Genomic DNA, 24,298 nt, shown 5'->3' with positions numbered 1-24,298 from the left:
GCAATCCTAGAGCGTCGTGATCTGCGCGGGGAGCCTGATGCGGTCAGGCTTGCCCGAGGGTAAGAGAGGCATCCGTTCGACTCTGACGATGTCGCGGGGCCGCGCGGGGGCACCGATCTCGCGCTCGACGCGTCGACGGGCCTCGACGAGCGCGTCATCCCTCGTTGCGGCCGCGAGGTTCCCTTCGACGACGATCACTGATGCCTCACCCCAATGGGCATCCGCCACGGGCACCACCACCGCGGCTTCGAGTCCCGGGACTGTGCGGACGACCCGCTCGACGCGATCGAGCGACACGTTGACGCCACCGCTGACGATGACGTTGTCGCGGCGCCCGGTCACCCGGAGCACGCCGTCGAACTCGCCGACGTCGCCCGTGCGGTACCAGCGGGTGCCGTCGGCATCCGTCACGAAAGCCTGCGCGGTGCGCTCGTCATCGTCGAGGTAGCCGGCAGCGAGGACCGGGCCCGAGATCTGCACCTCGCCCTCCTCGACACGGACACTCACTCCGGCCAGCGGCACGCCGTCGTACACGCATCCGCCGCTGGTCTCGCTCGACCCGTAGGTTCGCACGATCCGAATGCCGAGAGCTGCCGCACGATCTGCCTCGGCTGCCGGCAACGCCTGCCCGCCGACGAGGATCGCCGCGAACCCCCGCAGGCAGTCGGCGACATCAGGGTCGCCGACTGCGGCATCCAGAAGCCGGGTGAGCTGAGCCGGCACGAGAGAGGTGTACCGGGGAGCATCCGTTGTGCCGGCAGCGTCGACGAATTGGTCGGGGGTGAACGAAGCGGGAATGACGGTGGGCGTCGCCCCGGCCAGGATGCTGCGGACGAGCACCTGGAGCCCCGCAACGTACGTCGGCTCGAGCGCGAGCACCCACGACCCGGAGCCGATCCGTTCCGCGGTCGCCTCGGCGCTGGCGCGCAGCGCGCTGATCGGAAGCACGACCGACTTCGGGTAGCCGGACGAGCCCGACGTCTCGACGATCACTGCGGGCTCGGAACCTGTCCCCGGCGCCTCGGCGAGCGCGTCTCGCAGCGTGGCCACCAGCTCGGCTGCGTCCCGATTGCAGGAGGAACTCAGCCGAATGGGCCGCCACGACCTTGGCTGCGGCGGGTCATCCTGCACTCGGTTCGTCACGATCGGCGTCCGCGCGCGGGTTCAGTAGTGCCAGGGATACGGTGACCAGTCGGGGTCGCGCTTCTGCAGGAACGCATCCTTGCCCTCGACGGCCTCGTCAGTGCCGTACGCGAGCCGCGTGGCCTCCCCCGCGAAAACCTGCTGGCCCACGAGGCCGTCATCGACCGCGTTGAAGGCGAACTTCAGCATCCGGATCGCCGTCGGCGACTTCGTGAGGATCGTGCGCGCCATCGCGATCGCCTCCCGCTCGAGGTCGGCATGGTCAACGACACGGTTGACCGCACCCATCTCATACGCGCGCTGCGCCGAATACTCCTCGGCGAGGAAGAAGACCTCGCGCGCGAACTTCTGGCCGATCTGCCGCGCGAAATACGCCGAGCCGTAGCCCGCGTCGAACGAGCCGACGTCCGCATCCGTCTGCTTGAATCTGCCATGCTCGCGACTGGCGATCGACAGGTCGCACACGACGTGCAACGAGTGCCCGCCGCCGGCAGCCCAGCCCGGGATCACCGCGATCACGACTTTCGGCATGAACCGGATGAGCCGCTGCACCTCGAGGATGTGCAGCCGCCCCGCGCGGCCCGGGTCGGGCGCGGTGGCGTCGTCGGCGGCGTAGGTGTAGCCGTCGCGACCACGAATGCGCTGGTCGCCACCCGAGCAGAAGGCCCAGCCGCCGTCCTTCGGGCTCGGACCGTTGCCCGTCAGCAGCACGACGCCGATCCGCGAATCCTGCCGAGCGATATCGAGCGCACGGTAGAGCTCGTCGACCGTGTGGGGGCGAAACGCATTGCGCACCTCGGGCCGGGCGAACGCGATTCGGGCGATCCTGCCATCCGGTGAGACGTGGGAGGTGATGTCGGTATACCCCTCGGCACCGGGGGCGAGAACCCAGGCATCCGGGTCGAACAGCTCGGAAACGCTCACGCGACCAGCCTACGCGGGCGGCCACGGATGCCGTCAGCCGCCGTTTGCTCGCCGGTCACTCCCCGTCCCGTCGACCCGCCGATTCCCCGGGTAGCCTGGAAGGGCGACCGCGAGGAGAGATACGGATGCAGATCAGGACATCGTCCGACTGGCGGGATGCCCTCCCGTTCGAGACCCCGGTCCTGGCCTCCGAGGCGATGCCCGGCGAGGCGAGCCGCTGCGCGCGATGCCCCGCTGACGAACCGCCGAAGGAGCGCACCGAGCTGTGGGCGGTCAAACACAGGCATCCCAACAACCACGCCGGGTTCGTGCGGCTCTACTGCCTCCAGCATCGCCCCGCCGTCGCGCCACCGCCGGCCGTCTCGGCTCCGCCGGCCGCACGCGCCCGAAAGAGCACGACGCCGCGAGCACCCCGCTCCACCCGAGCGACACCGTCGGTGCCCGAGAGGGTTGCAGCCGTGTGCACGAACTGTTTCGTTGAGGTGCCACCGAGCGGCATCTGCGGCGTCTGCGGAGAGCCGGTCAGCTGACGGATCCGCCGATCACGCCGCGTTCTTGGCGTCCCGCCACGCGACCCACTGCTTGACGGCGTCGAAGTTCCAGTCGGGGCCGTCGAGTCCCAGCGTGAAGAGCCTCACCCCGGCGTCATAGAGCGCGTCGACCTCGGCGACGCCGCGCGCGCCGATCTCGTTCGAGACCGTGAGGTTCGACAGGTCGCGCTCTTCCTTCTCTGCCCACTGCTCGAGAATCTCGAGCTTGCTGGTGACGGCATCCGGCTTCACGAAGCTGTGCCAGATGTCGGCGTGGCGGGCAACCAGACGAAGGGTCTTCTGTTCGCCGGCACCGCCGATCATGACCGGGATCTTGCGGGTCGGCGCCGGGTTGAGCACCTGCCACCGCGCCTCGACCCGGCGGAGCCCCTCGGCGAGATCGTCGAGGCGTGAACCCGCGGTCCCAAACTCGTAGCCGTACTCCAGGTAATCCTTCTCGAACCACCCCGAGCCGGTGCCGAAGATGAACCGACCGGTAGCGCCGCCCTTGGCGCTGATGTGATCGACCGTCCGCGCCATATCGGCCTGCAGATCGGCGTTGCGGTAGCTGTTGCAGTTGACAAGCGCTCCGAACTCGATGCGCTCGGTCTGCTCAGCCCATGCGCCGAGCATCGTCCACGACTCGAAGTGCGCCCCATCCGGGTCACCGCTGAGCGGGTAGAAGTGATCCCAGTTGAAGGCAATGTCGACGCCGAAGTCCTCGAGCCAGAGGACTGCATCGCGGATCTGGGGATAGGTCACGTGCTGGGGGCGCACCTGAACGCCGAGCCGGACCGGAGTGTCAAGAAGAACCATGCCTTCAGCCTACGGAGACGTAGGCGCTCGGGGTCCGCGCGGCGGGATGCCATGAGGCCGTGTGGCGGGCAGGATGAGATCATGGTCGCCGCTTCGCACCTGCCATCGATTCCGCCGCTGGATGAACTGCTCGAGAGCGCACACGTGGTCTCCCTCCCGCTGACGACACGGTTCCGCGGCATCGAGCACCGCGAAGCGATGCTGCTGCGCGGTCCCGCCGGCTGGACCGAGTTCTCACCGTTCGTTGAGTACGAGGATGCCGAGGCCAGCGCCTGGCTTGCCGCAGCCATCGACTTCGGCTGGCACAGCACCCCGGTACCGCGACGAAGCGAGATCCGCGTGAACGCGACGGTTCCCGCCGTTGCGCCGGATGCCGTACCCGCGATTCTGGCGCGGTTCGACGGATGCCGCACCGTGAAGGTCAAGGTGGCCGAGCCCGGCGGAACTCTTGCCGATGATGTGGCCCGGGTGAGGGCGGTGCGCGAGACGATGGGGGCGCTTGGCCGCATCCGCGTCGACGCGAACGGAGCGTGGAATCTCGACGAGGCAGAACACGCCGTCCACGCGCTGGCCGAGTTCGACCTCGAGTATGTCGAGCAGCCCTGCGCGAGCATCGATGAGCTGCGGGAGCTGCGGCGCCGTATCCGGTACATGGGAGTGCCCGTCGCCGCCGACGAGAGTGTGCGCAAGGCGGATGACCCGCTCGCTGTAGCGCGGGCGGGCGCCGCGGACTTGCTCGTGATCAAGGCGCAACCGCTGGGCGGGGTGCACCGCGCACTCGCGATCGTCGCCGAGGCGGGGCTCCCGGTCGTCGTCTCGAGCGCGCTTGACACCTCGGTGGGGCTGGCGATGGGGGCAGCGCTCGCCGCTGCCCTTCCCGACCTCGACTACGACTGCGGCCTGGGCACCGCGTCACTCCTGGCAGCCGACGTCACGACGCAGCCGCTACGCCCGGAACAGGGGACCATTCCCGTCCGCCGGCCCGAGCTCGACGAGTCAGCGGTGACGGAACACGCCGCGCCCGCCGACCGCCGACAGTGGTGGGAGGATCGGCTCACCCGATGCCACGCGCAGCTGGCGGCATCCGGGGCCTGAGCAGATCGCTCTGTCTTCAGCGGCCAGTCACGGTGCGGTGTCGACGAGCGCGAGTGCCAGCTGTTGCGTCCGCAACTCCGCCCGGCGGCGGAGCCCCTCGTCGTCGATCCGCTCGATCGCTGCAGTGATGAGCGCATCCTCCCAGACCGTCAGGACGAGGCGAGCGATGTCACGGGCTGGCAGACGAAGCCGCAGATCGTAGGACGTAGCGAGTGATTCGATCATCCCCTCGACGCGGTCGATGAGGCTCGAGGCCCACGCGAGATACGCCCGCGCAGTCTCGTCATCACGCATCGCACGCAATCGGATCTCGCTCATCAGCACAACGTCCAAGAGACCTTCTACGGTGCCATCGAGCACGCTCTGAACGAGCTCATTCGGGGTCAGCGCGGCATCCTGGGCGCGCAAGCCATCCACCCGCTGGGAGACCGCTTCGAGCTTGCGATCGGTCACCGCACGCACCAGCTCAAAGAACAACTCCTCCTTCGTGGAGAAGTTGGAGTAGAACGCACCGCGCGTGAATCCGGCGCGTTCGCAGATCGCCTCGACCGAGGCTCCGTCCAGGCCGACTTCGGCGAACACTTCGTAGGCGGCGCGCATGAGGCGCGCTTTGGTGCGCTCACGGCCGCGCACGCCGTCGGGCGCGATCCCATCGATCGCCTGCAGAACATGCTGAGCGGCGGCGGTGCCGTCTGCGGACATCCCACTCTCCTCTCGCCGGCGTTCACATCGAGCCTTCAGCTTGCGGGTCTCGTCAATCGTCTACGATACACTTGCGTATCGGATACACCGGTGTATCGAGACTCCCCTTGACGAATCCCGGAGGCAGACCCGTGTCCACCGCTCTCTATGCCCTCGGACGGTGGGCGTATCGTCACCCGTGGCGGGTGTTGGCGTCTTGGCTCCTGGTGCTGATTCTCGCGGGCGGGGGAGCTGTGCTCTTCCAACAGGGAACCGACAACACCTTCTCGATCCCTGGAACGGAGTCGCAGGAGGGACTCGAGGAGCTCCAGCGAACCTTCCCGGAGGTCTCGGGAACCAGCGCGCAGTTCATCGTCGTCGCCCCGGAAGGCATGACCGTCGAGGACGCCCCCTTCCCCGATGACATTGCGCAGACGATCGATGACATCGAGAACATCGACGGAGTTCTCGCCGTCAGCGATCCGTATGACGAGTCGATCTCGGGCCTCATCTCCGATGACGGATCGGCAGCGCTGGTGCGCTTCCAGTTCGAGGGACAAGCCTCGTCGGTCTCCGCAGAGACGAAGGATCAGCTCTTCGAGATCACCGACGCCCTGCAGGCTGAACTTCCGGCAGGCAGCACCGTGGCGCTCGGCGGCGACCTCTTCTCTCAGTCGCTGCCGACACTCTCGATCGTCGAGCTGTTCGGCGTGATCCTGGCCCTGGTCGTGCTGATCGTCACCTTCCGATCCTTCGTCGTCGCCGGGCTCCCCCTCATCACTGCACTGCTCGGTGTCGGACTGTCGATGGCGCTCATCTTCATTTCCACGGCCTTCGCCACGATCTCGTCGACAACGCCGATGCTCGCCCTCATGCTGGGGCTTGCGGTCGGGATCGACTATGCCCTGTTCATCATTTCCCGCCAGCAGGATGCCGTCCGCGAAGGGGTGGACCCGGAAGAGGCTGCAGCTCGCGCCACCGGAACCGCGGGCTCCGCAGTCGTCTTCGCCGGCGCAACGGTACTCATCGCCCTGATCGGCCTCTCGTTCGCGAACATCCCGTTCCTGACCACCATGGGAATCGCGGCATCCGTCGCCGTGGCGATAGCCGTTGCCATCGCCGTGACCCTCACTCCCGCCTTCCTCGGATTCGTCAAGGGCCGAGTTGCCGGATGGCCTCGGCGCGCACCGCGCACCTCGCAGCGCCGACGCGGAACATCAGCCCGCGAGGATGCCGCGGCAGTTGCCACTGCCACTGCCACTGCCACTGCCACTGCCGAGGCAGCGTCAGCAGCGGATGCCGAACCCGCACCCACCATCACGCACGGAAAGAAGACGAATCGGTGGGTGAAGCTCGTGACCCGGCATCCGATCGTCACGACCGTCTCGGTGGTCGCGCTCCTCGGAGCGCTCGCGATACCGGCCGGCAGCCTCGCGCTCGCCCTTCCCAACGCCGGGATGCTGCCCGAAGACAACGAGGCGCGGCAGAGCTACGACCTCGTGGCCGAGCACTTCGGCGCCGGCGCCAACGGGCCGCTCATCATGACCGGCACGATCGTCACCTCGACCGACCCGTTGACCCTCATGCAGGACCTCGGCGACGACATCGCGACGATCCCCGGCGTGAAGGAGGTCGCGCTCGCGACCCCGAACCGCACCGCCGACACCGGGATCGTGCAGATCGTTCCCGAGACCGCGCCCGATGACCCCGCCACGGCAGAACTCGTGCGAGAGCTGCGCGCACAGCACGATCGCCTCCTTGACGAATACGGCGTGGACCTGAAGGTCACGGGCTTCACCGCGATCGCCATCGACATCTCCGACCGGCTCGGCGGCGCGCTCCTGCCCTTCGGTATCTTCGTCGTGGGTCTCTCGCTCGTGCTGCTCACGATCGTCTTCCGATCGATCTGGGTTCCCCTCAAGGCAGCCGCGGGGTACCTCCTCTCGGTAGCTGCCGCGTTCGGGATCGTCGCCCTGGTCTTCGAATGGGGAGTCTTCGCCGACGCCCTCCACGTGTCCAAGACCGGCCCCGTGATCAGCTTCATGCCGATCATCCTCATGGGGGTCCTTTTCGGTCTCGCAATGGATTACGAGGTCTTCCTCGTGTCGCGGATGCGCGAGGACTATGTCCACCTGCGGCGCGCCCGCGGCGGGAGGGCCGACCGCGCGACGGCGATCAGCGCCGTCCGGTCGGGATTCACGGCATCCGCCCGCGTGGTCACAGCCGCCGCGATCATCATGTTCGCGGTGTTCGCCGCGTTCGTCCCCGAAGGCGACATCAACATCAAACCCATCGCGCTGGGCCTTGCCGCGGGTATCGCGATCGACGCGTTCCTCGTGCGCATGACCCTGGTTCCCGCGGTCATGGCGCTCCTCGGCGAAAAGGCGTGGTGGATGCCGCGATGGATGCATCGGGTGCTCCCCCACTTCGACATCGAAGGCGAAGCAGTGGAGCGGGAGCTCTCGCTGCGGGATTGGCCCGAACCGAGGACGACGGCGGCTGTCGTTGCCGAGGACCTGGCCGTGCACGCCTTCGGTTCACGACACGGAACCGACACCGATCTGTTCACCGGGGTCGGCATCCGTGTCGAATACGGCGACACCGTCGTCGTCACCGGTGACCCCCGCGCTGCCCGGGCATTCCTGATGACGATCGCGGGAAGGCTCGCGCCGACGGACGGGCGACTGCGAGTTGCCGGGCACCTGCTCCCCGAGCGCGCCGCCTGGGTGCGCTCGCACGTGGGTGTCGCGCTCCTCGCCGACACTGACGAACCCCTCACCGAACTCACACAGGCCCTGCGCGGATCGGCGCGGATCATCGTGATCGACGGCCTCGACCGACTGGAGGGAGAAGCCGTCCGAGACCAGGCGGCAGCTCTCCTGCGAGATGCGGCGCTTGTTCGCCGCGAGCGCGCCGGCGACGCGGACTCTCCCCTCACGATCCTGGCTTCGGCCCAGCACGAGGGACCGGCCCTGGGCCTGATGGCTGACGCCCACCGGCCCGACCTGCGCTCGATCACCGTGTCGACTCGATCCGATATGACAGTTTCCGCATCCGCGGAGGAGCACTCATGAGCATTCCCCTCGAACGCGCCCGCACCCGGCGGCCGATCACCTGGTTGACGATCCTCGGCGTCATCCTGCTTCCTGCCCTCATCGGCGGCATCCTTGTCGTTGCGCTCTACAACCCGACCACGCGCCTGGATGCCATGAACGCGGCGATCGTGAACGACGACGAGCCCGTCACGATCAACGGACAGACCGTGCCGCTCGGGCGGCAGCTCACGGCGGGCCTCGTCGAAGGCTCCGACGACACCGACAGCAACCTCACGTGGACGATCTCCAACGCCGAGGATGCCGCGGCGGGCCTTGCCGACGGCACCTACGCCGCGGTCGTGACGATCCCCGAGAACTTCTCGGCCGCCGCGACATCCACTCAACCTGGCGAGACGCCGGAGAAGGCAACGATCGAGGTCACCACACCCCCCGACAGCCGCATCGTGGATGACGCCATCACCGCACAGATCACCTCGACAGCGGCATCCTTGACCGGCGAGCAGATCTCGACCGCCTACCTCGAGAACGTCTTCCTCGGTTTCACGACCCTCGGTGAGCAGCTCGGTGAGGCCGCGGATGGCGCCGATCAGCTGGCTTCCGGCATCGGGCAGTCGGCCGACGGATCCGCCGAACTCGCGAGCGGCATCGACCAACTCGCTTCCGGCGCGGGTGCGCTGAGCTCTGGGCTCGGGACCATCGCGAGCTCGACGTCGCAGGCGGCTGGGGGCGCAGCGCAGCTGGCTGCCGCGCAGAACCAGATCGCCGACGGGCTGGATGCGGCGCCGCTCCCTGCGGCCGCGAACACGATGTACGGCTACATGCAGTCGGCTGCCACAGGAACGGTCACTGTCGCGCAGGGCGCCGGCGCCCTCGCGCAAACACTCGGAACACTCGCCGCGACCTGTGACGGGTCGCCCTCCTACTGCCAGAGCGTTGCCACTGCTGCCGACGCGGCCGCGACGGTCGCGCAGAATGCTGGATCCGCGGCCACCGCGGCAGGAACCGCAGCCGGCTACGGCGGGCAGGTCGTTCCGGGCATCTCGACCCTGATTTCGCAGACGAGCGGCGGCCTTCGTCAGGTCGCCGCGCAGACGCAGAGTCTCTCCGACGGTCTTACACAGCTCGCCCAGGGAACAACGCAGTCGCAGTCCGGTGCGCAGAGCCTGCAGAGCGGCGCCTCCCAGGCCGCAACCGGCGCGACAAGCCTCACCGACGGCCTGACCCAACTCGCGAGCGGAACGACCGACCTCGCGGACGGGCTGCACACGGCTGTCGACCAGCTTCCGTCGTACACGGATGCCGAGGCCGCAAGCCTCGCGGAGGTCGTCGCCGATCCGGTGCAGGCCGAGGGCGTCGGATCCGACCTGTTCGGCGCCTCCGCGATTCCGCTGCTGACCGCGCTCGCGCTGTGGTTCGGCGCGCTCGGTACGTTCATCGCGCTGCGCGCGTTCCCCGCACGCACTCTCGCCTCCCGGTCGCCGTCGGCGCTTCTCGCCCTTCGCTCCTTGGCGCCGGCAGCAGCGATCGGGGCCATCCAAGGTCTGCTCGTGGCAGGGATCGTGCAGATCTCTGCGGGCTACGACTGGGGTGACTGGTCGATCTTCGCGGGTGTCAGCATCCTGGCCTGTGTCGCCTTCGCCGCCGTGAACCAGGCACTGGTTGCCGTATTCGGCGGCGCGGGCCGCTGGATCGCGGCGCTTATCGGTGTGCTCGCGGTCGCGGCCGGAATCGTGTCCACGGTGCCGGGGGTCCTCCTGGCGATCGACGGATTGATGCCGACCTCACCCGCGTATACCGCGATGCTCGGCGCGCTCACCGATTCCGGTGGTGTGGGTGCCGGGATCGCGGGCCTTGCGATCTGGGGAGGCCTCGGCCTGGTGGCGACCATCCTCGCGATAGCCAGGAAGCGAACGACATCAGCCCGCGCCATCCTCGCCTCCCCGGTCGTGAGCTAGCTAACCCACCCGCCATCACCGTTCGGTCGCGCCCTCGCGAGGGTCCCATGGCCCCGCATCCACACGAAGCCGCTACTGAAGGAAGACAAGCAGCCGTTGCGGAGTCTGCGCCACCGGCGTCGGTCGCGCCGTAAAGCGGGTCCCTCCCACCCAAACCCACACGAAGCCGCGTCCGAAGGATGGGGAGCCTCGCGTCACCGCTGAGATCAGTTCGGTCGCGCCGTGATGCGGGTCTTGCCCGCGCATACCCACACGACGGCGCGACCGAAATCCCTTGCCCGCCCCTGAGGGCCGCGGACTATCAGCTCAGTCGCGCCTTGGTGCGGGTCTCACGTCTCGACACCCGGGTCAAGGCGCGACTGAAATGTCTGGCCAGCCCAGAACGAGCCAGCGCGGACTCAGCCACGGATGTCGGACCTAGCCCGGAGATCGGGCGAGCCAAAGCCTCAGCTGAGGCCGCTGTAGGCGTGGAGACCCTTGAAGAACATGTTCACGATCGTGAAGTTGAAGATCACGGCGGTGAACCCGACGATCGACAGCCACGCCGAGCGTGAGCCGCGCCAGCCGCGCGTCGCGCGGGCGTGGATGTAGCCGGCGTAGAGGACCCAGATCACGAAGGTCCAGACTTCCTTCGTGTCAAAGCCCCAGTAGCGGCCCCAGGCGTCGTTGGCCCAGATCGATCCCGCGATAAGGGTGAAGGTCCAGAAGACGAAGCCCATGATCGCAAAGCGGTAGGCCAGCGATTCGAGTGCTTCCGAGCCGGGAAGGGTCCGTAGGAAGCCGGGGCCCCTGCGCACCGTCGCGCCGGTGCCGACGGCGGCGATCGCTCGCTGCTCGCGGCGCGCCTGCATGAGCTGCAGCACCGACAGGCCGAACGCGATCGCGAACAGTGCGGTTGCCAGCGACGCGACGAACACGTGGATGACGAGCCACACGCTCTTGAGCGGATCGGCCAGCGGCACGACCTCGACATAGAACGTGAACGGCAGCGATGCGCCGCCGAGCATGAGCACGACCATGCCCGTGATGAGCGATCCGAGGAAACGGAGGTCGTAGCGGAAGAGCACCCCGAGGTAGACGGCGACGATCAGCATCGTTCCCGTGAGCGCGAACTCATACATGTTCGACCACGGCACGTGGCCGGCGACGATGCCGCGGGTGATGACGCCGCCGAGGTGGAACAGGAAGGCGAGCCACGTCAGGCTCGTTCCGATGCGCGCCCACAGCAGGCGCGTGCGGCGCCCGGGCGCGGCGTTGAGGTTCTCCTCGGCCGCCCGCCCTTCGGCGCGAAGCTCCTCGACAGCGGATGCCGCATCCGCTGCGCCGTCCACGGATGCCGCGCCGGCACCCACCGAGACGAGCTCGCGCTGGCCGGAGCGCTCGACGGCTACCGCCGAACGGCGGGACAGGTCAACGACGTACGCGATGAACGCGAGCGCATAGATCGAGATGGCGGTCCACACGAGGAGGAATGAGACCGACTCGAGAGACAGCGCTGAATCGACGGGCATGGTGCCAGTTTACGTGCGCTCGTCCGGGCTACGCCCCGCGAGCGCTGCACCGTGGTCCCGGGCGAATCGCTCGACCGTGGCATCCAACGTCGGGTCCTCGCCGCGCGCGAGCCCCGCGTACTCGAGGCGCACGTTAGAACCCTGCACAGTCGCCTTCACCCACACGCGGCGGCGGGGCACGAACAGGGCGGCGAGCAGCCCGGCGACGGCAATCGAGGCGAACAGAAGAACCCAGGTCGCGGCAGCATCGCGGTGGATCGAGAGCGAAACGAACCGCTTGACCGGCTCGCCGGCGGGAGTCACGGCCGAATCATCCTCGAAGGTGACCGTTCCCCGGCCGCCGGGAATCTCGGCGGTCTCCCCGGGCAGAAGCCGGATCGAGTCGACCCCGGTGGTTCCGCCGGTGAGCTGGGTCATGTCGGTGGTGTCGAGGGCGTACACCGAGCGCGGGATGCCCCCGTCGATCCCGAGGTCGCCCTCGAAAACGTTGAACGTGAGTTCCGGGTAGACCAGTGCCGGCCACCCCGACGTGAGGGCGCCGCTCTCGAGCTCCGCGACTGTCGGGTAGAAGAAGCCGACGAGTCCGAGCTGCTCGGGCAGCCCGTCGGGAATCTTGACGACACCGAGCGAGGTGAGGTTGCGGTCCTGTGGCAGGAACGGAACGGATGCCGAGTACACGACCTCGCCGTCGGGACCTCGAACCGTGATGGTCGGCGCGTATCCGTTGCCCATGAGGAAGATCCGATCGCCGGCGACATCCAACGGATGATTCACCCGCACCTCACCGGCAGTCGGCTCCTCGCCCGCGCGTTGGGTGGTGAGGCGCGCGACGAAGTCTCCGGCCTGACCCGCCCCGCTCTCATCGGGCGCGACGTAACTGACGCTGAACTCGTCGAGCGTCATCGCGTAGGGGACGAGAGAGTTCTCGTCGACGAAGCGCCCCGGATTGAACGAGGAGTAGTCCACGAGAGCGTTCGTGAAAGTGTCGCCCTGGATGATGACGGTCTGTCCGGTGTACGTGAATCCCCCGCCGACGCCCACGGCGATGAGCACACCCACGAGCGCCCCATGGAAGATGAGGTTCCCGGTCTCTTTCAGGTAGCCGCGCTCTGCCGAGACGCTGAAGCTCGGGGCGCCCCGACGCGCGGTGTCGTAGCGCTCGGTTCGGTAGCCGCCGCGGCGCAGTTGCTGCTCGGCGACGGCAACAGCATCGGCTGCGAAGGCTGCGGGATCGACATCCGCCGTTTCGACCAGCGTTTCGCGGTGAGTCGAGAGCCGCTCGAGCCTGGCGGGAGTGCGCGGGGGCCTGGCTCGCAGCGCCTTCCAGTGGTGTTGCGTGCGCGGGATGACGCAGCCGATGAGCGAGATGAACAGCAGGATGTAGATCGCCGAGAACCAGGCCGACGTGTACACGTCGAACAGCTGGAGTCCGTCGAGGATCGGTGCGAGGTCCGGATTGTCGGTGAAGTACTGACTCACGCCGTTCGGGTCAGCGCTGCGCTGGGGCACCAACGACCCGGGGATTGCCGCGATGGCCAAGAGCAGGAGCAGCAGCAGCGCCGTGCGCATGCTCGTGAGCTGGCGCCATCCCCACCGCGCCCATCCCACAACGCCCAGCGCGGGCGAGTTGACGGTGTCGTCGGAGGACGAACCACCGGCATCCGCGCTGTCTGCTGCGGATTCGGCGTAGTCAGCTGGTCTGAGCGGATCGACAGTCACGTCGTCAGAGCGGGAGGGGGACACTGGCGAGCACCCCCTGGAGCGAAATCATGAGCGTCGTCCAGACGCCGGTGAGCATGAGGACCCCGAGCAGCACCAGAAGGATGCCGCCGGTGATGTTGATGACGCGAATGTGGCGTCGCAGGAACGTGACGGCGGTGGTCGCCCAGCCGAGGCCGAGCGCGAGCAGCACGAACGGGATGCCGAGTCCGAGCGAGTACGTGAGACCGAGGATTGCCGCCCGCCCGGGGTCGCCGAAATTCCAGGACAGCGCGGTGATCGCGGCCAGGGTCGGGCCGATGCACGGAGCCCAGCCGAGGCCGAGCGCGAGACCCAGCAGGGGGGCGCCGATGAGGCCGATATTGCCGCGTACCTGCGGTTTGATCGTGCGCTGCGCGAAGCCGAACAGCCCGATGAAGACGAGGCCGAGCAGGATGATGACACCACCGAGGATGCGGGTGATGAGGTCGCCATACCGGAGGAAGAACTGGCCGAGCGCACCACCGAGGATCGTGATCGCCATGAACACGACGGTGAATCCGGCGATGAACAGCGAAACCCCGCCGAGGAGACGCGCCCGGCTCGGGACCGCGATCCCCTGGTCGTTGCGGGTCGAGGTGACTGAGCCACCGATGAACCCGAGATAGCCGGGCACCAGAGGCAGCACGCACGGCGAGAGAAAGGATAGGACGCCCGCCGCCAACGCGATCGGGACGGCAACCCAGAGGGCTCCCCCTCCGATCAGGTCGGTGACGTTCATCCGTTCTCCGCGAGCGTTTCCTTCACGAGAGTCGTGAGGATGGACGAGCTCGAGAGCGCGCCGATGACCCGAGCAGCGACGCGGCCTTCGGGGTCGATGACAAGCGTGACGGGGGTCGCGTTCAAGGGGGTCGCGTCCGCGAACGCGAGCTTGAGTTCGCGGTCGCCGACCGAGATGAGGCTCGGATAGCTGACGCCGTTGTCTTCGGCGAACGATCGCGCCGTCGGCGCCTCGTCGGCGGTGTTCAGGCCGAGGAACGCGACATCCGGCCCGCCGACCTCCTCGTAGGCGGCCTCGAGTTCGGGCGCCTCGACGATGCACGGCGCGCATGCGGCGTACCAGAAGTTCACCACGAGCACCTGACCGCGGTAGTCCTCGCTGGTCACCGTCTCGCCGGTATCGGTGACGCCCGAGAAGTTCAGCGGCGCGGAGCGTTGGTCGATGGGAATCGCGACGGCTTCCATTCCGTTCTGCGCGATGAAGCCCTTGTTGTCACCCGCCCGGTACTGGTCGGCGAGCGGATCGGCGGTGCACCCGGCGAGCACTCCGCCCACCGCGAGGGCGCCAACCAGCGCGAGAGCGACGGATGCCGACCCGCGGCCACGGCGAATCGTCACGTCACACCGCCCCGACGTCGATGGCGCCCGATGTCGCTGCGGGCTCGACATAGTCGACCTCGACCCACCCGTCGGCTGACCGCTCGAAACTCGTCACGCTCGACAGCGCGCACCGGCGGTGCCGCGGATCGTGCTGCGTCGGAAGCCCGGCAACTGCAAGGTGGGTCACCCAGATAGGGAGCTGATGGGAGACCACGACCACGTCGCCGTCGTCTGCCTCACCCCAGGCATCCGTCATCGCGGCATCCATGCGGGCGACGACCTGCGCGTAGGGCTCACCCCAGCTGGGCACCGCGGGGCGAGCGAGGTACCGCCAGTTCAGCGGGTTCATCAGGGCGCGCTTCATGCGCTTTCCCTCGAAGACGTTGGTCGGCTCGATGACGCGCTCGTCGGTGGTGGCCCGCAGACCGAAACGGTCGATGAAGGGCTGGGCCGACTCCTGCGCCCGCTGCAGCGGGGACACGATGAGGGATGCCAGCGGGCGCTCGAGCCCGCCGATCCAGGCCGCCGCTTGTTGCGCCATACGCCGTCCGTCTTCGCTCAGCCCGTAGCCGGGGAGCCGTCCGTACAGGACCCGATTCGGGTTGAAGACCTCCCCGTGACGCACGAGATGGACACGGTCAGCGGGCACATCCTCAGTCTACGTGGGGGTTCGCTTTGCGCGGGCTGAGAGCGCTCGCTGCTCTGCGACCGAGGGCTCAGTCCGCGGAGGGCTTGGGATCCCCTGCGCGCCGGTCGGCCACAAGCGTACGGATGCGAACGACGAGGAACCACGCAATCCCGACCACCACCGCGGCGATCACGACGTACTGCAGGATGTCGGCGTACCGCTCGATCACGGGCCAGGCCTCACCGAGGAAGAACCCGGCCAGTACGAAGATCGTGTTCCACAAGGCACTGCCTGCGACGGTCAACAGGCCGAACTTCCACAGCGGCATGCGGGTCACGCCCGCCGGGATCGAGATCAGACTGCGGAAGATCGGCACCATCCGCCCGAAGAAGACCGCCTTGCCACCGTGACGGTGAAACCACGCGACAGTGCGATCAATGTCATCCGGACGCAGTAGCGGGACCTTGGCCGCGATCGTGCGCAGTCTGTCCACGCCGAGCCAGGCGCCGATCCCGTAGAGCAGGAAGGCACCCACGACCGAGCCGAGGGTCGTCCAGATCAGGGCCTCCGCAAGAGAGAACGACCCGCGGCTGGCCGAGAGACCCGCCATCGGCAGGATCACCTCGCTCGGCAGCGGCGGGAAGATGTTCTCGAGCGCGATCGCAAGACCTGCACCTGCGGGCCCGATGATCTCCATGAGCGAGACCGACCAGTCGATGAGGTGCGTCATCCAGGAGCCGTCTGCTGTCGCGGTGTGCACCCCACCACGGTACGGCCGCGAGGTTACAGCGGGCTGGACGCTGCCTGTGTAGGACGGCTCGGGTCAGGTACCAGCCCAGACCAGGACGGCACCGATCAGCCAGAGCGCGACCATCAGAACGAAGGCGGTGATCGGGATCCAGAACGAGATCCGACGCAGCACGATCATGACGATCGAGCCGGCGAGTGCGACGAGGTATACGACCCATGGGGAAAGCACTGCAACCCAGATGCCGATGGTCATCACGTTGAAGTTGCACCCGGTCGGCGAGCACGAGTCCGATGCGAAGGTCAGGAACGCCCCGAAAACGGATGCCGTCACTGCTGCTGCCGCCAAGAGCAGAAGCAGCACGATCGAGACGATGAGATCGGCCCACCGTAGGGGTCGGCGGGGCTTGCGGGGGCGAGGGGCGACCGGCGTCGCGGATTCGGCGGAATCGCCCGCGGCGCCCTCGTCTGCGGCATCCGTCTCGCTCGGCACGTCGGCGTGCTCGGCCCGCTCGGGCTCCTGCACGCGGAACGAGCTCGGATCCATGCGGAAGACGGGGTCTTTCGGGTCGCTCACGGGCCCATCCTAGGGCGCAGGCGGTTCGCGGCGCACCGGCCCGTAGACTGGGCGCTCGTGAGTGAACGCGTCCTGGTCAACCAGCTCAAGCAACTGCCCGCGGGCACCGTCTCCGTTTCCGGATGGGTCGAGACAGTGCGCGATCAGAAGAAGGTGCAGTTCGTCGTCCTGCGCGATGAGACCGGCGCCGTTCAGCTGGTGAACCCCGCTACTCGGGAGCTGTCGGAGGATGCCGACGACGCGGCTCGCGCAGCCCTTGCCCTCACCGAGACCATCTCGGCGCTGTCGACGGGCACCTTCCTGACCGTGACGGGGGAGCTCAAGCACGACGAGCGCGTCAAGCTCGGGGGCGTCGAGATCAAGATCCACACTCTCGAGATCGCCGCGGCATCCGACCCCGAGACCCCGATCGCCGCAGACAGCGGGCTCGACAAGCGCATGGACTGGCGCTTCATCGACCTGCGTCAGGCCCGCAACAACCTGATCTTCCGCGTGCAGACCACGCTTGAGCACGCGATGCGCAGCTACTGGATCGAGCGCGACTACATCGAGATCCACTCCCCCAAGCTCATGTCGAGCCCCGCCGAGTCGCGGGCTGAGCTGTTCCAGCTCGAATACTTCGGCGACCAGACCGCGTATCTGGCGCAGAGCCCCCAGCACTTCAAGCAGATGGCGCAGGCCGCGGGCTTTGGCAAGGTGTTCGAGATCGCTGATGCCTTCCGTGCCGACCCGAGCTTCACGAGCCGTCACGCCACCGAGTTCACCTCCATCGACGCCGAGATCAGCTGGGTCGACTCGCACGAAGACGTCGCGCGGATGCAGGAAGAGTTGCTGCAGACGGCTATCGCGGCTGTGAAGGAAAAGCACGGGGCTGAAATCGAAGAGCTGTTCGGGCTCGAGGTCACGGTTCCGACGCTGCCGTTCCCCCGCATTCCCCTTGCCGAGGCCCGGTCGATCGTCGCCTCCCGCGGGTACGAGATCCCCCGCGCTGACGGCGACCTCGACCCCGAAGGCGAACGTCAGCTGTCGGCATACGTGAAAGAGACGTACGACCACGACTTCGTGTTCGTCACCGACTACCACCCCGAGATCCGGCCGTTCTACCACATGCGTGACCCCGAGACCGGGATGACCAAGAGCTACGACCTGCTCTACCGCGGCACCGAGATCACGACGGGCGCGCAGCGCGAGCACCGCGTCGAGGTTCTTGAGGCGCAGGCCACCGAGAAGGGTCTGGATGTCGCAGGCCTCGAGCACTACCTCGACTTCTTCCGCTACGGCGTCCCGCCGCACGGCGGTTTCGGGATGGGCCTCGCGCGCCTTCTGATGCTGCTACTCGGCGAATCCTCCATCCGCGAGGTGACGTTCCTCTTCCGCGGCCCCACGCGCCTCGCGCCCTGAGCCGGGTGCCGGTCACGCCTACGCTGGGAGGATGACCGCAGCTCCGGCATCCGATCTCTCACCCGTGCGCCCCGAGGGGACACACAACTTTCGCGACATCGGCGGCTTGCCCCTGGGGTCGGGTGATCGCACGCGGGCCGGGGTCTTGTACCGGTCGGACGCCCTCAGCGGCCTGACACCTCGGGGTCTGGAGCAACTCGCCGCGAGCGACATCGAGGTCGTCATCGACTTCCGGACCGACATGGAGCGTCAGATGGGGCCCGACATCCTGCCTGCGACGCGGCCCCCGCGCGTCGTTCAGCTCGGCGTGCTTGAGGGAGCGATGGCCGGGCTGGCTCAGGAGGTGCTGCGCTCCGCATCGCAGCAGAGTGATCCCGAGGCCGTATCCCGCGCGATCGAGGCAGCCCTGGCCCAGATCCCCTCACTGCCCGATCTGTATGTCTCGATGCTGCAGCACGGCGCGAGCGCCTTCGCCGAGACGGCGCGCACGGTAGCCGAATCCGACGGCGCCGTGCTCGTGCACTGCACGGCCGGCAAGGATCGCACAGGCGTCGCGATTGCGCTCATCCTTGACGCCGTCGGCGTGGAACGAGCCGCGATCGTCGATGACTACGCCTCCTCGGAGCGAAACCTCGCTGGCCCCTGGACCGAGCGCATGTTCGGCATGCTGCAGGCCATGGGACTCCCCCGCACACCCGCGCTGGATGATCTCGTCGCCGCGACGCCGCCGGTCGCGATCCTCACCGCGTTGGAGTGGGTGGATGCAAACTACGACGGCGCTGCCGGCTACCTGCGCTCAGGTGGACTGACAGATGCCGAACTCGACGCCCTGCGGCGACGCCTCGTCTAGGACCGTGAGCGCCGCGACGAGATGACGAAGTCGACGGCGTGACGGGATGCCACGACGCTGCGGATGTAGGCGGCGACGTCTTCGTGGGCTGGATGCACCTGGTAGGCCTCGAGGGCATCGAGATCGTCGACATCCATGATGAGGACGACATCCGCATTGACGTCCGGATACTCGCTGTTGGCACCGGCCGACAACGCGCGGATCTCGGGAACAACGCCGACCAGGGCGTTCAGCCGCCGCGCGACCTCGGCCGCGTGCTCCGCGCGCGTGGCGGCATCGCTTGCAGCCATCGTCCACATCACGACATGACGCAGCGTCATCGCGACACCTCCTGGGCCCGGGGCGTGGCATCCGCTTTCTCCAACGCCGCACGCAACCGCGCAGCGTCGAGGCGCCAGTGCGCGTGGAAGTCGCCGTCGATGAGCACGACCGGGATCTTCTCCCACCACAGCTCCGACAACGCCGGGTCATCATCGATGGAAAGCTCCGTGACCGTCACCGCATCGGCCTGCTCGTCGGGGAGATCTGCGAGAACATGGTCGATCACGCCCCGCGCGACATCGCACAGGTGGCATCCGTCCCGGCCGATGAGAGTCACTGTCGTCACGGTGCCATCGTACGGGGGCGGCGATCCTCCGAGCCTCCTGTGTTCCTGGCGCACGGTTTGCGGGTGCCCCCGGTGCGCCCCGTAGCGTGGACGAAGGCCCCGGAGGGAGAAACGGATGCTCAACCTGCGCCAGCACCACTGGCAGAGCGCGACAGACGTCGTCGATGCGACGACAGCGACCCTCGGACCCTGGCTGACATTCGCAATCGCCGTGGTCGTCGCCGTCGTATCGGCACTCGTGCTGACCGTGATCGTCTCGGGGATCGTGAAACTCGCGCTCCGGCGACGGCCATGGGGCCAGAGCTTCGTGCGCTACGTACGGCGGCCGTTTCGCACGATCATCCTGATCATTGCCCTGTGGATCGCCATCGACCGCTCCTTCCCGCTGGGGCTTGCAGGCGGCAATGCCGCCGAGAATGCGGCGTGGGATGCCGTCATCGACCGCGCTGCGGCGATTGCCTCAATCGCGGCGGCGGCGTGGCTGCTGATCGAGCTGGTGCGCTTCGCCACCGAGATGGCACTCGGCCACTACCGGATCGACGTGCCCGACAATCGCGTCGCTCGACGCATCCGTACCCAGGTGCTGATTCTCCGCCGCGTCGCCGTGGTCATCATCGTCATCCTCGCCATCGGTGCGGCGCTGCTCACCTTCCCGTCGATCCAGGCATTCGGCGCCAGCGTTCTGGCATCGGCCGGTATCGCTTCGATCGTCGCGGGACTTGCGGCACAGTCCGTGCTCGCCAACATGTTCGCCGGTATCCAGTTGGTCTTCAGCGAAGCCCTGCGCGTGGATGATGTCGTCGTTGCGGACGGCCAGTGGGGCCGCGTCGGCGAGATCACCCTCAGCTACGTCGTCCTCGACCTCTGGGATGACCGCCGTCTGGTGCTGCCCTGCACGTACTTCACCACGACGCCGTTCGAGAACTGGACACGCAGGGGCAGCGAGCTGCTGGGAGCTGTCGAGCTCGACGTGGATTGGCGCATCTCCACCGCCCGTATGCGCGAGCACCTGCAGCGCGTGGTCAGCGAGACCGAGTTGTGGGACGGGCGCACGGCAGTGCTCCAGGTGACCGAAGCCACCGGCGGACTGGTACGGGTACGCATCCTGGTCACCGCCGCGAACGCGGGGACGCTCTTCGACCTACGGTGCCTGGTGCGCGAAGAGATGGTCGCCTGGGTGCGCAGCACCAATCCGGACGCACTTCCGGTGCAGCGGATCCTAGTCACGCAGCCGGCCGAAGCCACCGAGGCCGAAAGCACGAACACCGGCGCCGTGGAGGGGCTGTTCTCGGGCAGCGCGCAAGGAGAGGCGCGTGCCGCTCAATACACCAACGCGATCCCGATTCAGGATGACGCGCCAGATGACGCCGATGGCGACACGGAAGACGCCCGGCGCGAATCGCCGACGTAGGAGAAATCAGCAAGGTAGGACGGATTCTGCCCAGGCCCGCCTACCTCGGCGAGATTGCCGACCTCCGTGCGGCGGGCGCGCGGCAGACAGGATGCCGTCAGCGCCGTGTCCACAAACACGAAGCGCCCGTCCCTCGGACAGGCGCTTGGTGTGGTGGCCGCAACTTACTTCTTGTTGCGGCGCTGGTGGCGAGTCTTGCGAAGCAGCTTGCGGTGCTTCTTCTTCGCCATGCGCTTGCGGCGCTTCTTGATGACAGAACCCACGGAAAACCTCACAATGTCGGGGTCTGGGCGTCGAACGCGGCGTGCGTTCTCGCCCGGGAACGGGCATGAATGGAAAAATGCCTCGGATCAGTCTAGCCGACGTCGGCGATGGGCCGCTGAAGGGCTGCTGTCACCGCAGACTCCGGTACACGATAGCTTCGTCCGAAGCGCACTGCCGGCAGCTCGCCGCTGTGCACCAGACGGTAGACGGTCATCTTCGACACCCGCATCAGGTCAGCGACCTCCGCGACCGTCAGGAAGCGCACATCCGGCAGCTCTGCCATGGCCTCCCCTTTCCACGCCCAGCGCGCCGGAACGACGCACCGGCGGTAGCGAACACTCTAGAGCCTGCGCGAGACGCGTGTAAACCGGTGTGACTCGTGTGACGTGAGTGGTTACCGGCCGGGGAGCTTTCGCCAGGCGTTGGCGACGGCGTACTTAGCGGATGCCGCGGCACGGCCTACCGCCTCGGCTGCGTGCGCTGCAGAGTCAGACAGTGCGACGGGCAGCTCGAACTCAAGGTCGTCTTCGGTGGTCAGGAACGGGACGAGCCAATCGTCGACCTCGTCGAGGGGTTCCGGCGAAAGGCTGTAGTAGCGATGCTGCCCTTCCTCCCGAACGGAGACGAGATGGGCATCGCGCAGCACCTTCAGGTGTTTGGAGACCGTGGGTTGGCTGACACCAAGCTCACTCACGATCTGGGACACACTCGTACCCGAGTCGGACGCGGACTCGCGGTCGAGCAAGAGCCGCAGGATGTCGCGCCGGGTGCCGTCTGCGATCACGTCGAAGATGTCCGCCATGTGTTCAGGGTAGTCGCGTGCGCGCCCGGCAGTAGCATGAGTGAGCGATCCGGCCGACAGCGCCGCCGCGTGAGCCACCGAGCGAGTCACCAGGGAGGGTGGGGATGTCCGAAGGCGTGCGTGCGACGCCGCATCCTCTGCGCACCCTGGGGCACCGCCTCTTCGAGTTGTTCCGCACCGTCGCTCAGAACTCACCGTCGCGGTTCGCGATCTTCGTGTTCGTCGGTCTGATCCTGATCTTCACGGGGCTCTTCTCCCTGCCGATAGCGTCGGCGAACGGTCAGGTGACAGCTTTTGCCGACGCGCTGTTCACAGCGGTATCGACGATCTGTGTGACGGGCTTGGCAACCGTGAACATGGCCACCCACTGGTCACCGTTCGGGCACGTCCTGATCTTCATCGGCGTGCAGATCGGCGCGATGGGCGTCCTCACGCTCGCCTCCATCCTCGGCCTTGTGATCTCGCGGCGACTGGGCCTGCGGGCAAAGCTCATCGCCGCGAGCGACACCAATCCCCTGCGCAGCCACGGCGGACCGGTCAATGAGAGCCAGACCGTGCGGCTGGGCGATATCGGCGCGCTGCTGCGGGTGGTAGCCCTCTCGACCCTCGTGATCGAGTTCGTCGTCGCCGTCCTGCTGTATCCCGGGATGCTGGCCTCGGGCATCGAATGGAACGTCGCGCTCTGGGAGGCGCCGTTCTACGCCGCGATGGCGTTCACGAACACCGGCTTCACCCCCAATGTCGAGGGGGTCGGTGCGTTCGCCGACAACTACTGGGTCCTCCTCGTCCTGATGGGCGGGGTCTTCCTCGGGTCGATCGGGTTTCCCGTCATCTTCGCGCTGCGGCGGGAGCTGTGGCACATCCGTCGGTGGCCCCTCCACACCAAGCTCACCCTGATCACGACGACCACCCTGTTCGTCGTGGGCGGGCTCGTCTTCCTGGGGTTGGAATTCAACAACCCGGCGACCCTCGGCAGTTTGGATGCCGCCGATACGACGATGCAGTCGTTCTTTCTCTCGGCGATGACCCGATCCGGCGGATTCGCCGTCCTCAACATGTCGGAGCTGAACGGTTCGAGCCAGATCGTCGCGATGATGCTCATGTTCGTCGGCGGCGGATCGGCCTCCACGGCCGGCGGCATCAAGGTGACCACACTGGCTGTCATCGCCCTCGCTGTCTGGTCAGAGGCGAAGGGACGCAACTCGACGCAGGTTTTCCGCCGCCGCATCCCGAGCGATGTCCTGCGGGTGGCGCTCTCGGTGCTCGCCTGGGGATCGACGATCGTCGCCGTCTCGACGGTCATCATTCTGCAGATCACGAAGGCGGATGTAGCCTCGGTGCTGTTCGATGTCATCTCGGGTTTTGCCACGGTGGGCCTGTCGACCGGGTTGACCGAGACCCTGCCGGACTCGGCGAAATACGTCCTCGCCGTGACGATCGTCATGGGACGCGTTGGTACAGTGACACTCGCCGCGGCCGTGGCCGCGACATCCCGTTCGCAGCTGTATTCGCTGCCCGTGGAAAGGCCCATCGTTGGTTGAGCGCATCCGAAGCGACTCCCCTGTCCTCGTCATCGGACTCGGACGATTCGGCGCCGCCTGCGCCGGTGAACTCGACCGCCTCGAGCGCGAGGTCCTCGCGATCGACGAGAGCCTCGAGCTCGTCCAGAAGTGGTCGGAGCGTGTCACGCACACGGTGCAAGCAGACGCCCGCAACATCGATGCCCTCAAGCAGATCGGTGCCCAGGACTTCCAGGTAGCCGTCGTTGCCGTCGGGTCCTCGATCGAGGCGTCAGTGCTCATCACCGCCAACCTCGTGGACCTCAAGGTGCCGCAGATCTGGGCGAAGGCGGTGTCGCAGTCGCACGGGAAAATCCTCGCCCGCGTCGGCGCCAACCACGTCATCTACCCTGAGCGCGAAGCCGGCGAGCGCGTCGCACACCTCGTGAGCGGGCGGATGCTGGACTTCATCCGTTTCGACGACGACTTCGTGCTCGCCAAGATGTACCCGCCGAAGTTCATCCGCGGCGTGGGACTGAACGAATCGGGCGTGCGCTCGAAGTACAACGTCACGGTCGTGGGCGTCAAGAGCCCGGGCAAGCCGTTCCGCTACGCGGAGGCGAACACGGTGGTGACCAACCACGACCTCATCATCGTGTCAGGCACCAACAGCGACATCGAGCGCTTCGCCGCCCTCGACCGCTAACCAGCCGGCTCCGCACC

25 protein-coding genes are annotated in these 24,298 nt (G+C 67.4%); 9 read left to right on the top strand and 16 right to left on the bottom strand.

Going from position 1 to position 24,298, the window contains the following annotated elements; translation table 11 throughout:
- Nucleotides 1-6 precede the first annotated feature (6 nt).
- The gene (locus ACQVDU_RS10390) at nucleotides 7-1,050 is read right to left on the bottom strand and encodes an AMP-binding protein (protein WP_443477071.1); all 1,044 of its coding nucleotides are present in this window, start codon (nucleotides 1,048-1,050) and stop codon (nucleotides 7-9) included.
- A gap of 114 nt (nucleotides 1,051-1,164) precedes the next feature.
- Nucleotides 1,165-2,067 (bottom strand): 1,4-dihydroxy-2-naphthoyl-CoA synthase, encoded by a 903-nt coding sequence (locus ACQVDU_RS10385; protein ID WP_363493714.1) that lies wholly within the window; start codon nucleotides 2,065-2,067, stop codon nucleotides 1,165-1,167.
- Between the two features lie 125 nt (nucleotides 2,068-2,192).
- Here ACQVDU_RS10385 and ACQVDU_RS10380 point away from each other — a divergent pair, with 125 nt between their 5' ends.
- On the top strand, nucleotides 2,193-2,597 hold the full coding sequence (locus ACQVDU_RS10380) for a glucose-6-phosphate dehydrogenase (RefSeq protein WP_292710729.1): 405 nt from the start codon (nucleotides 2,193-2,195) through the stop codon (nucleotides 2,595-2,597).
- 12 nt (nucleotides 2,598-2,609) lie between these two features.
- Here ACQVDU_RS10380 and ACQVDU_RS10375 read toward each other — a convergent pair whose 3' ends face one another.
- A complete protein-coding gene (locus ACQVDU_RS10375) occupies nucleotides 2,610-3,413 on the bottom strand; it encodes an LLM class F420-dependent oxidoreductase (protein ID WP_292710732.1) in 804 nt (267 codons plus the stop codon).
- 81 nt (nucleotides 3,414-3,494) lie between these two features.
- Between ACQVDU_RS10375 and ACQVDU_RS10370 the strand changes: the two genes are divergently transcribed.
- A complete protein-coding gene (locus ACQVDU_RS10370) occupies nucleotides 3,495-4,508 on the top strand; it encodes an o-succinylbenzoate synthase (RefSeq protein ID WP_443477070.1) in 1,014 nt (337 codons plus the stop codon).
- Between the two features lie 27 nt (nucleotides 4,509-4,535).
- On the opposite strand, the gene ACQVDU_RS10365 is transcribed toward ACQVDU_RS10370, so the two are convergent.
- Nucleotides 4,536-5,210, bottom strand: a complete 675-nt coding sequence (locus tag ACQVDU_RS10365; protein ID WP_292710739.1) for a TetR/AcrR family transcriptional regulator — start codon at nucleotides 5,208-5,210, stop codon at nucleotides 4,536-4,538.
- 131 nt (nucleotides 5,211-5,341) lie between these two features.
- Here ACQVDU_RS10365 and ACQVDU_RS10360 point away from each other — a divergent pair, with 131 nt between their 5' ends.
- Nucleotides 5,342-8,263, top strand: a complete 2,922-nt coding sequence (locus tag ACQVDU_RS10360) for an MMPL family transporter (RefSeq protein ID WP_443477069.1) — start codon at nucleotides 5,342-5,344, stop codon at nucleotides 8,261-8,263.
- Nucleotides 8,260-10,200, top strand: a complete 1,941-nt coding sequence (locus ACQVDU_RS10355; protein ID WP_443477068.1) for a YhgE/Pip domain-containing protein — start codon at nucleotides 8,260-8,262, stop codon at nucleotides 10,198-10,200. Before ACQVDU_RS10360 ends, ACQVDU_RS10355 begins: the two co-directional genes overlap by 4 nt.
- Nucleotides 10,201-10,646: 446 nt before the next feature.
- Here the strand turns inward: ACQVDU_RS10355 and ccsB are convergent, their stop codons facing one another.
- From ccsB to ACQVDU_RS10320, 7 genes are all read right to left on the bottom strand, one after another.
- Entirely contained in the window at nucleotides 10,647-11,711 is a 1,065-nt protein-coding gene (gene ccsB, locus ACQVDU_RS10350; protein WP_300591556.1) for a c-type cytochrome biogenesis protein CcsB, read from the bottom strand.
- A gap of 9 nt (nucleotides 11,712-11,720) precedes the next feature.
- A complete protein-coding gene (gene resB, locus ACQVDU_RS10345) occupies nucleotides 11,721-13,430 on the bottom strand; it encodes a cytochrome c biogenesis protein ResB (protein ID WP_443477067.1) in 1,710 nt (569 codons plus the stop codon).
- A 4-nt stretch (nucleotides 13,431-13,434) separates the two neighbouring features.
- Nucleotides 13,435-14,190, bottom strand: a complete 756-nt coding sequence (locus ACQVDU_RS10340) for a cytochrome c biogenesis CcdA family protein (RefSeq protein ID WP_331792247.1) — start codon at nucleotides 14,188-14,190, stop codon at nucleotides 13,435-13,437.
- Nucleotides 14,187-14,807, bottom strand: a complete 621-nt coding sequence (locus ACQVDU_RS10335) for a TlpA family protein disulfide reductase (protein WP_300591319.1) — start codon at nucleotides 14,805-14,807, stop codon at nucleotides 14,187-14,189. Before ACQVDU_RS10335 ends, ACQVDU_RS10340 begins: the two co-directional genes overlap by 4 nt.
- A 1-nt stretch (nucleotide 14,808) precedes the next feature.
- Nucleotides 14,809-15,438, bottom strand: a complete 630-nt coding sequence (locus ACQVDU_RS10330; protein ID WP_228177865.1) for a histidine phosphatase family protein — start codon at nucleotides 15,436-15,438, stop codon at nucleotides 14,809-14,811.
- A 67-nt stretch (nucleotides 15,439-15,505) separates the two neighbouring features.
- Complete coding sequence (locus ACQVDU_RS10325) at nucleotides 15,506-16,147, bottom strand: DedA family protein (RefSeq protein WP_300591330.1); 642 nt, start codon at nucleotides 16,145-16,147, stop codon at nucleotides 15,506-15,508.
- 93 nt (nucleotides 16,148-16,240) lie between these two features.
- The gene (locus tag ACQVDU_RS10320) at nucleotides 16,241-16,741 is read right to left on the bottom strand and encodes a DUF6264 family protein (RefSeq protein WP_300591320.1); all 501 of its coding nucleotides are present in this window, start codon (nucleotides 16,739-16,741) and stop codon (nucleotides 16,241-16,243) included.
- 57 nt (nucleotides 16,742-16,798) lie between these two features.
- On the opposite strand from ACQVDU_RS10320, the gene aspS reads away from it, so the two are divergent.
- Entirely contained in the window at nucleotides 16,799-18,142 is a 1,344-nt protein-coding gene (aspS, locus tag ACQVDU_RS10315; RefSeq protein ID WP_300591321.1) for an aspartate--tRNA(Asn) ligase, read from the top strand.
- Between the two features lie 31 nt (nucleotides 18,143-18,173).
- Entirely contained in the window at nucleotides 18,174-18,992 is an 819-nt protein-coding gene (locus ACQVDU_RS10310) for a tyrosine-protein phosphatase (RefSeq protein ID WP_363493735.1), read from the top strand.
- On the opposite strand, the gene ACQVDU_RS10305 is transcribed toward ACQVDU_RS10310, so the two are convergent.
- A complete protein-coding gene (locus ACQVDU_RS10305; protein ID WP_363493737.1) occupies nucleotides 18,989-19,312 on the bottom strand; it encodes a Dabb family protein in 324 nt (107 codons plus the stop codon). The genes ACQVDU_RS10310 and ACQVDU_RS10305 overlap by 4 nt on opposite strands.
- Nucleotides 19,309-19,599 (bottom strand): glutaredoxin family protein, encoded by a 291-nt coding sequence (locus ACQVDU_RS10300; protein WP_363493739.1) that lies wholly within the window; start codon nucleotides 19,597-19,599, stop codon nucleotides 19,309-19,311. The genes ACQVDU_RS10305 and ACQVDU_RS10300 overlap by 4 nt, the downstream gene beginning before the upstream one ends.
- Nucleotides 19,600-19,714: 115 nt before the next feature.
- Between ACQVDU_RS10300 and ACQVDU_RS10295 the strand changes: the two genes are divergently transcribed.
- Entirely contained in the window at nucleotides 19,715-21,010 is a 1,296-nt protein-coding gene (locus tag ACQVDU_RS10295) for a mechanosensitive ion channel family protein (protein ID WP_443477066.1), read from the top strand.
- Nucleotides 21,011-21,174: 164 nt separating this feature from the next.
- On the opposite strand, the gene ACQVDU_RS10290 is transcribed toward ACQVDU_RS10295, so the two are convergent.
- From ACQVDU_RS10290 to ACQVDU_RS10280, 3 genes are all read right to left on the bottom strand, one after another.
- Nucleotides 21,175-21,273 carry a 30S ribosomal protein bS22 gene (locus ACQVDU_RS10290; protein WP_003792170.1) on the bottom strand — a complete coding sequence of 33 codons (99 nt, stop codon included), beginning with the start codon at nucleotides 21,271-21,273 and terminating at the stop codon, nucleotides 21,175-21,177.
- Between the two features lie 92 nt (nucleotides 21,274-21,365).
- On the bottom strand, nucleotides 21,366-21,557 hold the full coding sequence (locus ACQVDU_RS10285) for a helix-turn-helix domain-containing protein (protein WP_195692293.1): 192 nt from the start codon (nucleotides 21,555-21,557) through the stop codon (nucleotides 21,366-21,368).
- A gap of 111 nt (nucleotides 21,558-21,668) precedes the next feature.
- Nucleotides 21,669-22,076, bottom strand: a complete 408-nt coding sequence (locus ACQVDU_RS10280; RefSeq protein WP_443477065.1) for an ArsR/SmtB family transcription factor — start codon at nucleotides 22,074-22,076, stop codon at nucleotides 21,669-21,671.
- 104 nt (nucleotides 22,077-22,180) lie between these two features.
- On the opposite strand from ACQVDU_RS10280, the gene ACQVDU_RS10275 reads away from it, so the two are divergent.
- Both ACQVDU_RS10275 and ACQVDU_RS10270 read left to right on the top strand, forming a co-directional pair.
- Nucleotides 22,181-23,617 carry a TrkH family potassium uptake protein gene (locus tag ACQVDU_RS10275; RefSeq protein WP_443477064.1) on the top strand — a complete coding sequence of 479 codons (1,437 nt, stop codon included), beginning with the start codon at nucleotides 22,181-22,183 and terminating at the stop codon, nucleotides 23,615-23,617.
- On the top strand, nucleotides 23,610-24,281 hold the full coding sequence (locus tag ACQVDU_RS10270) for a potassium channel family protein (RefSeq protein ID WP_292710799.1): 672 nt from the start codon (nucleotides 23,610-23,612) through the stop codon (nucleotides 24,279-24,281). The genes ACQVDU_RS10275 and ACQVDU_RS10270 overlap by 8 nt, the downstream gene beginning before the upstream one ends.
- The last annotated feature ends 17 nt before the right edge of the window (nucleotides 24,282-24,298 follow it).

Source organism: Microbacterium sp. F2, assembly GCF_052274505.1.
Classification (GTDB): Bacteria; Actinomycetota; Actinomycetes; order Actinomycetales; family Microbacteriaceae; genus Microbacterium.
Note: the sequence above shows the minus strand (reverse complement) of the source record. Positions and strands in the feature narration are given on the sequence as shown.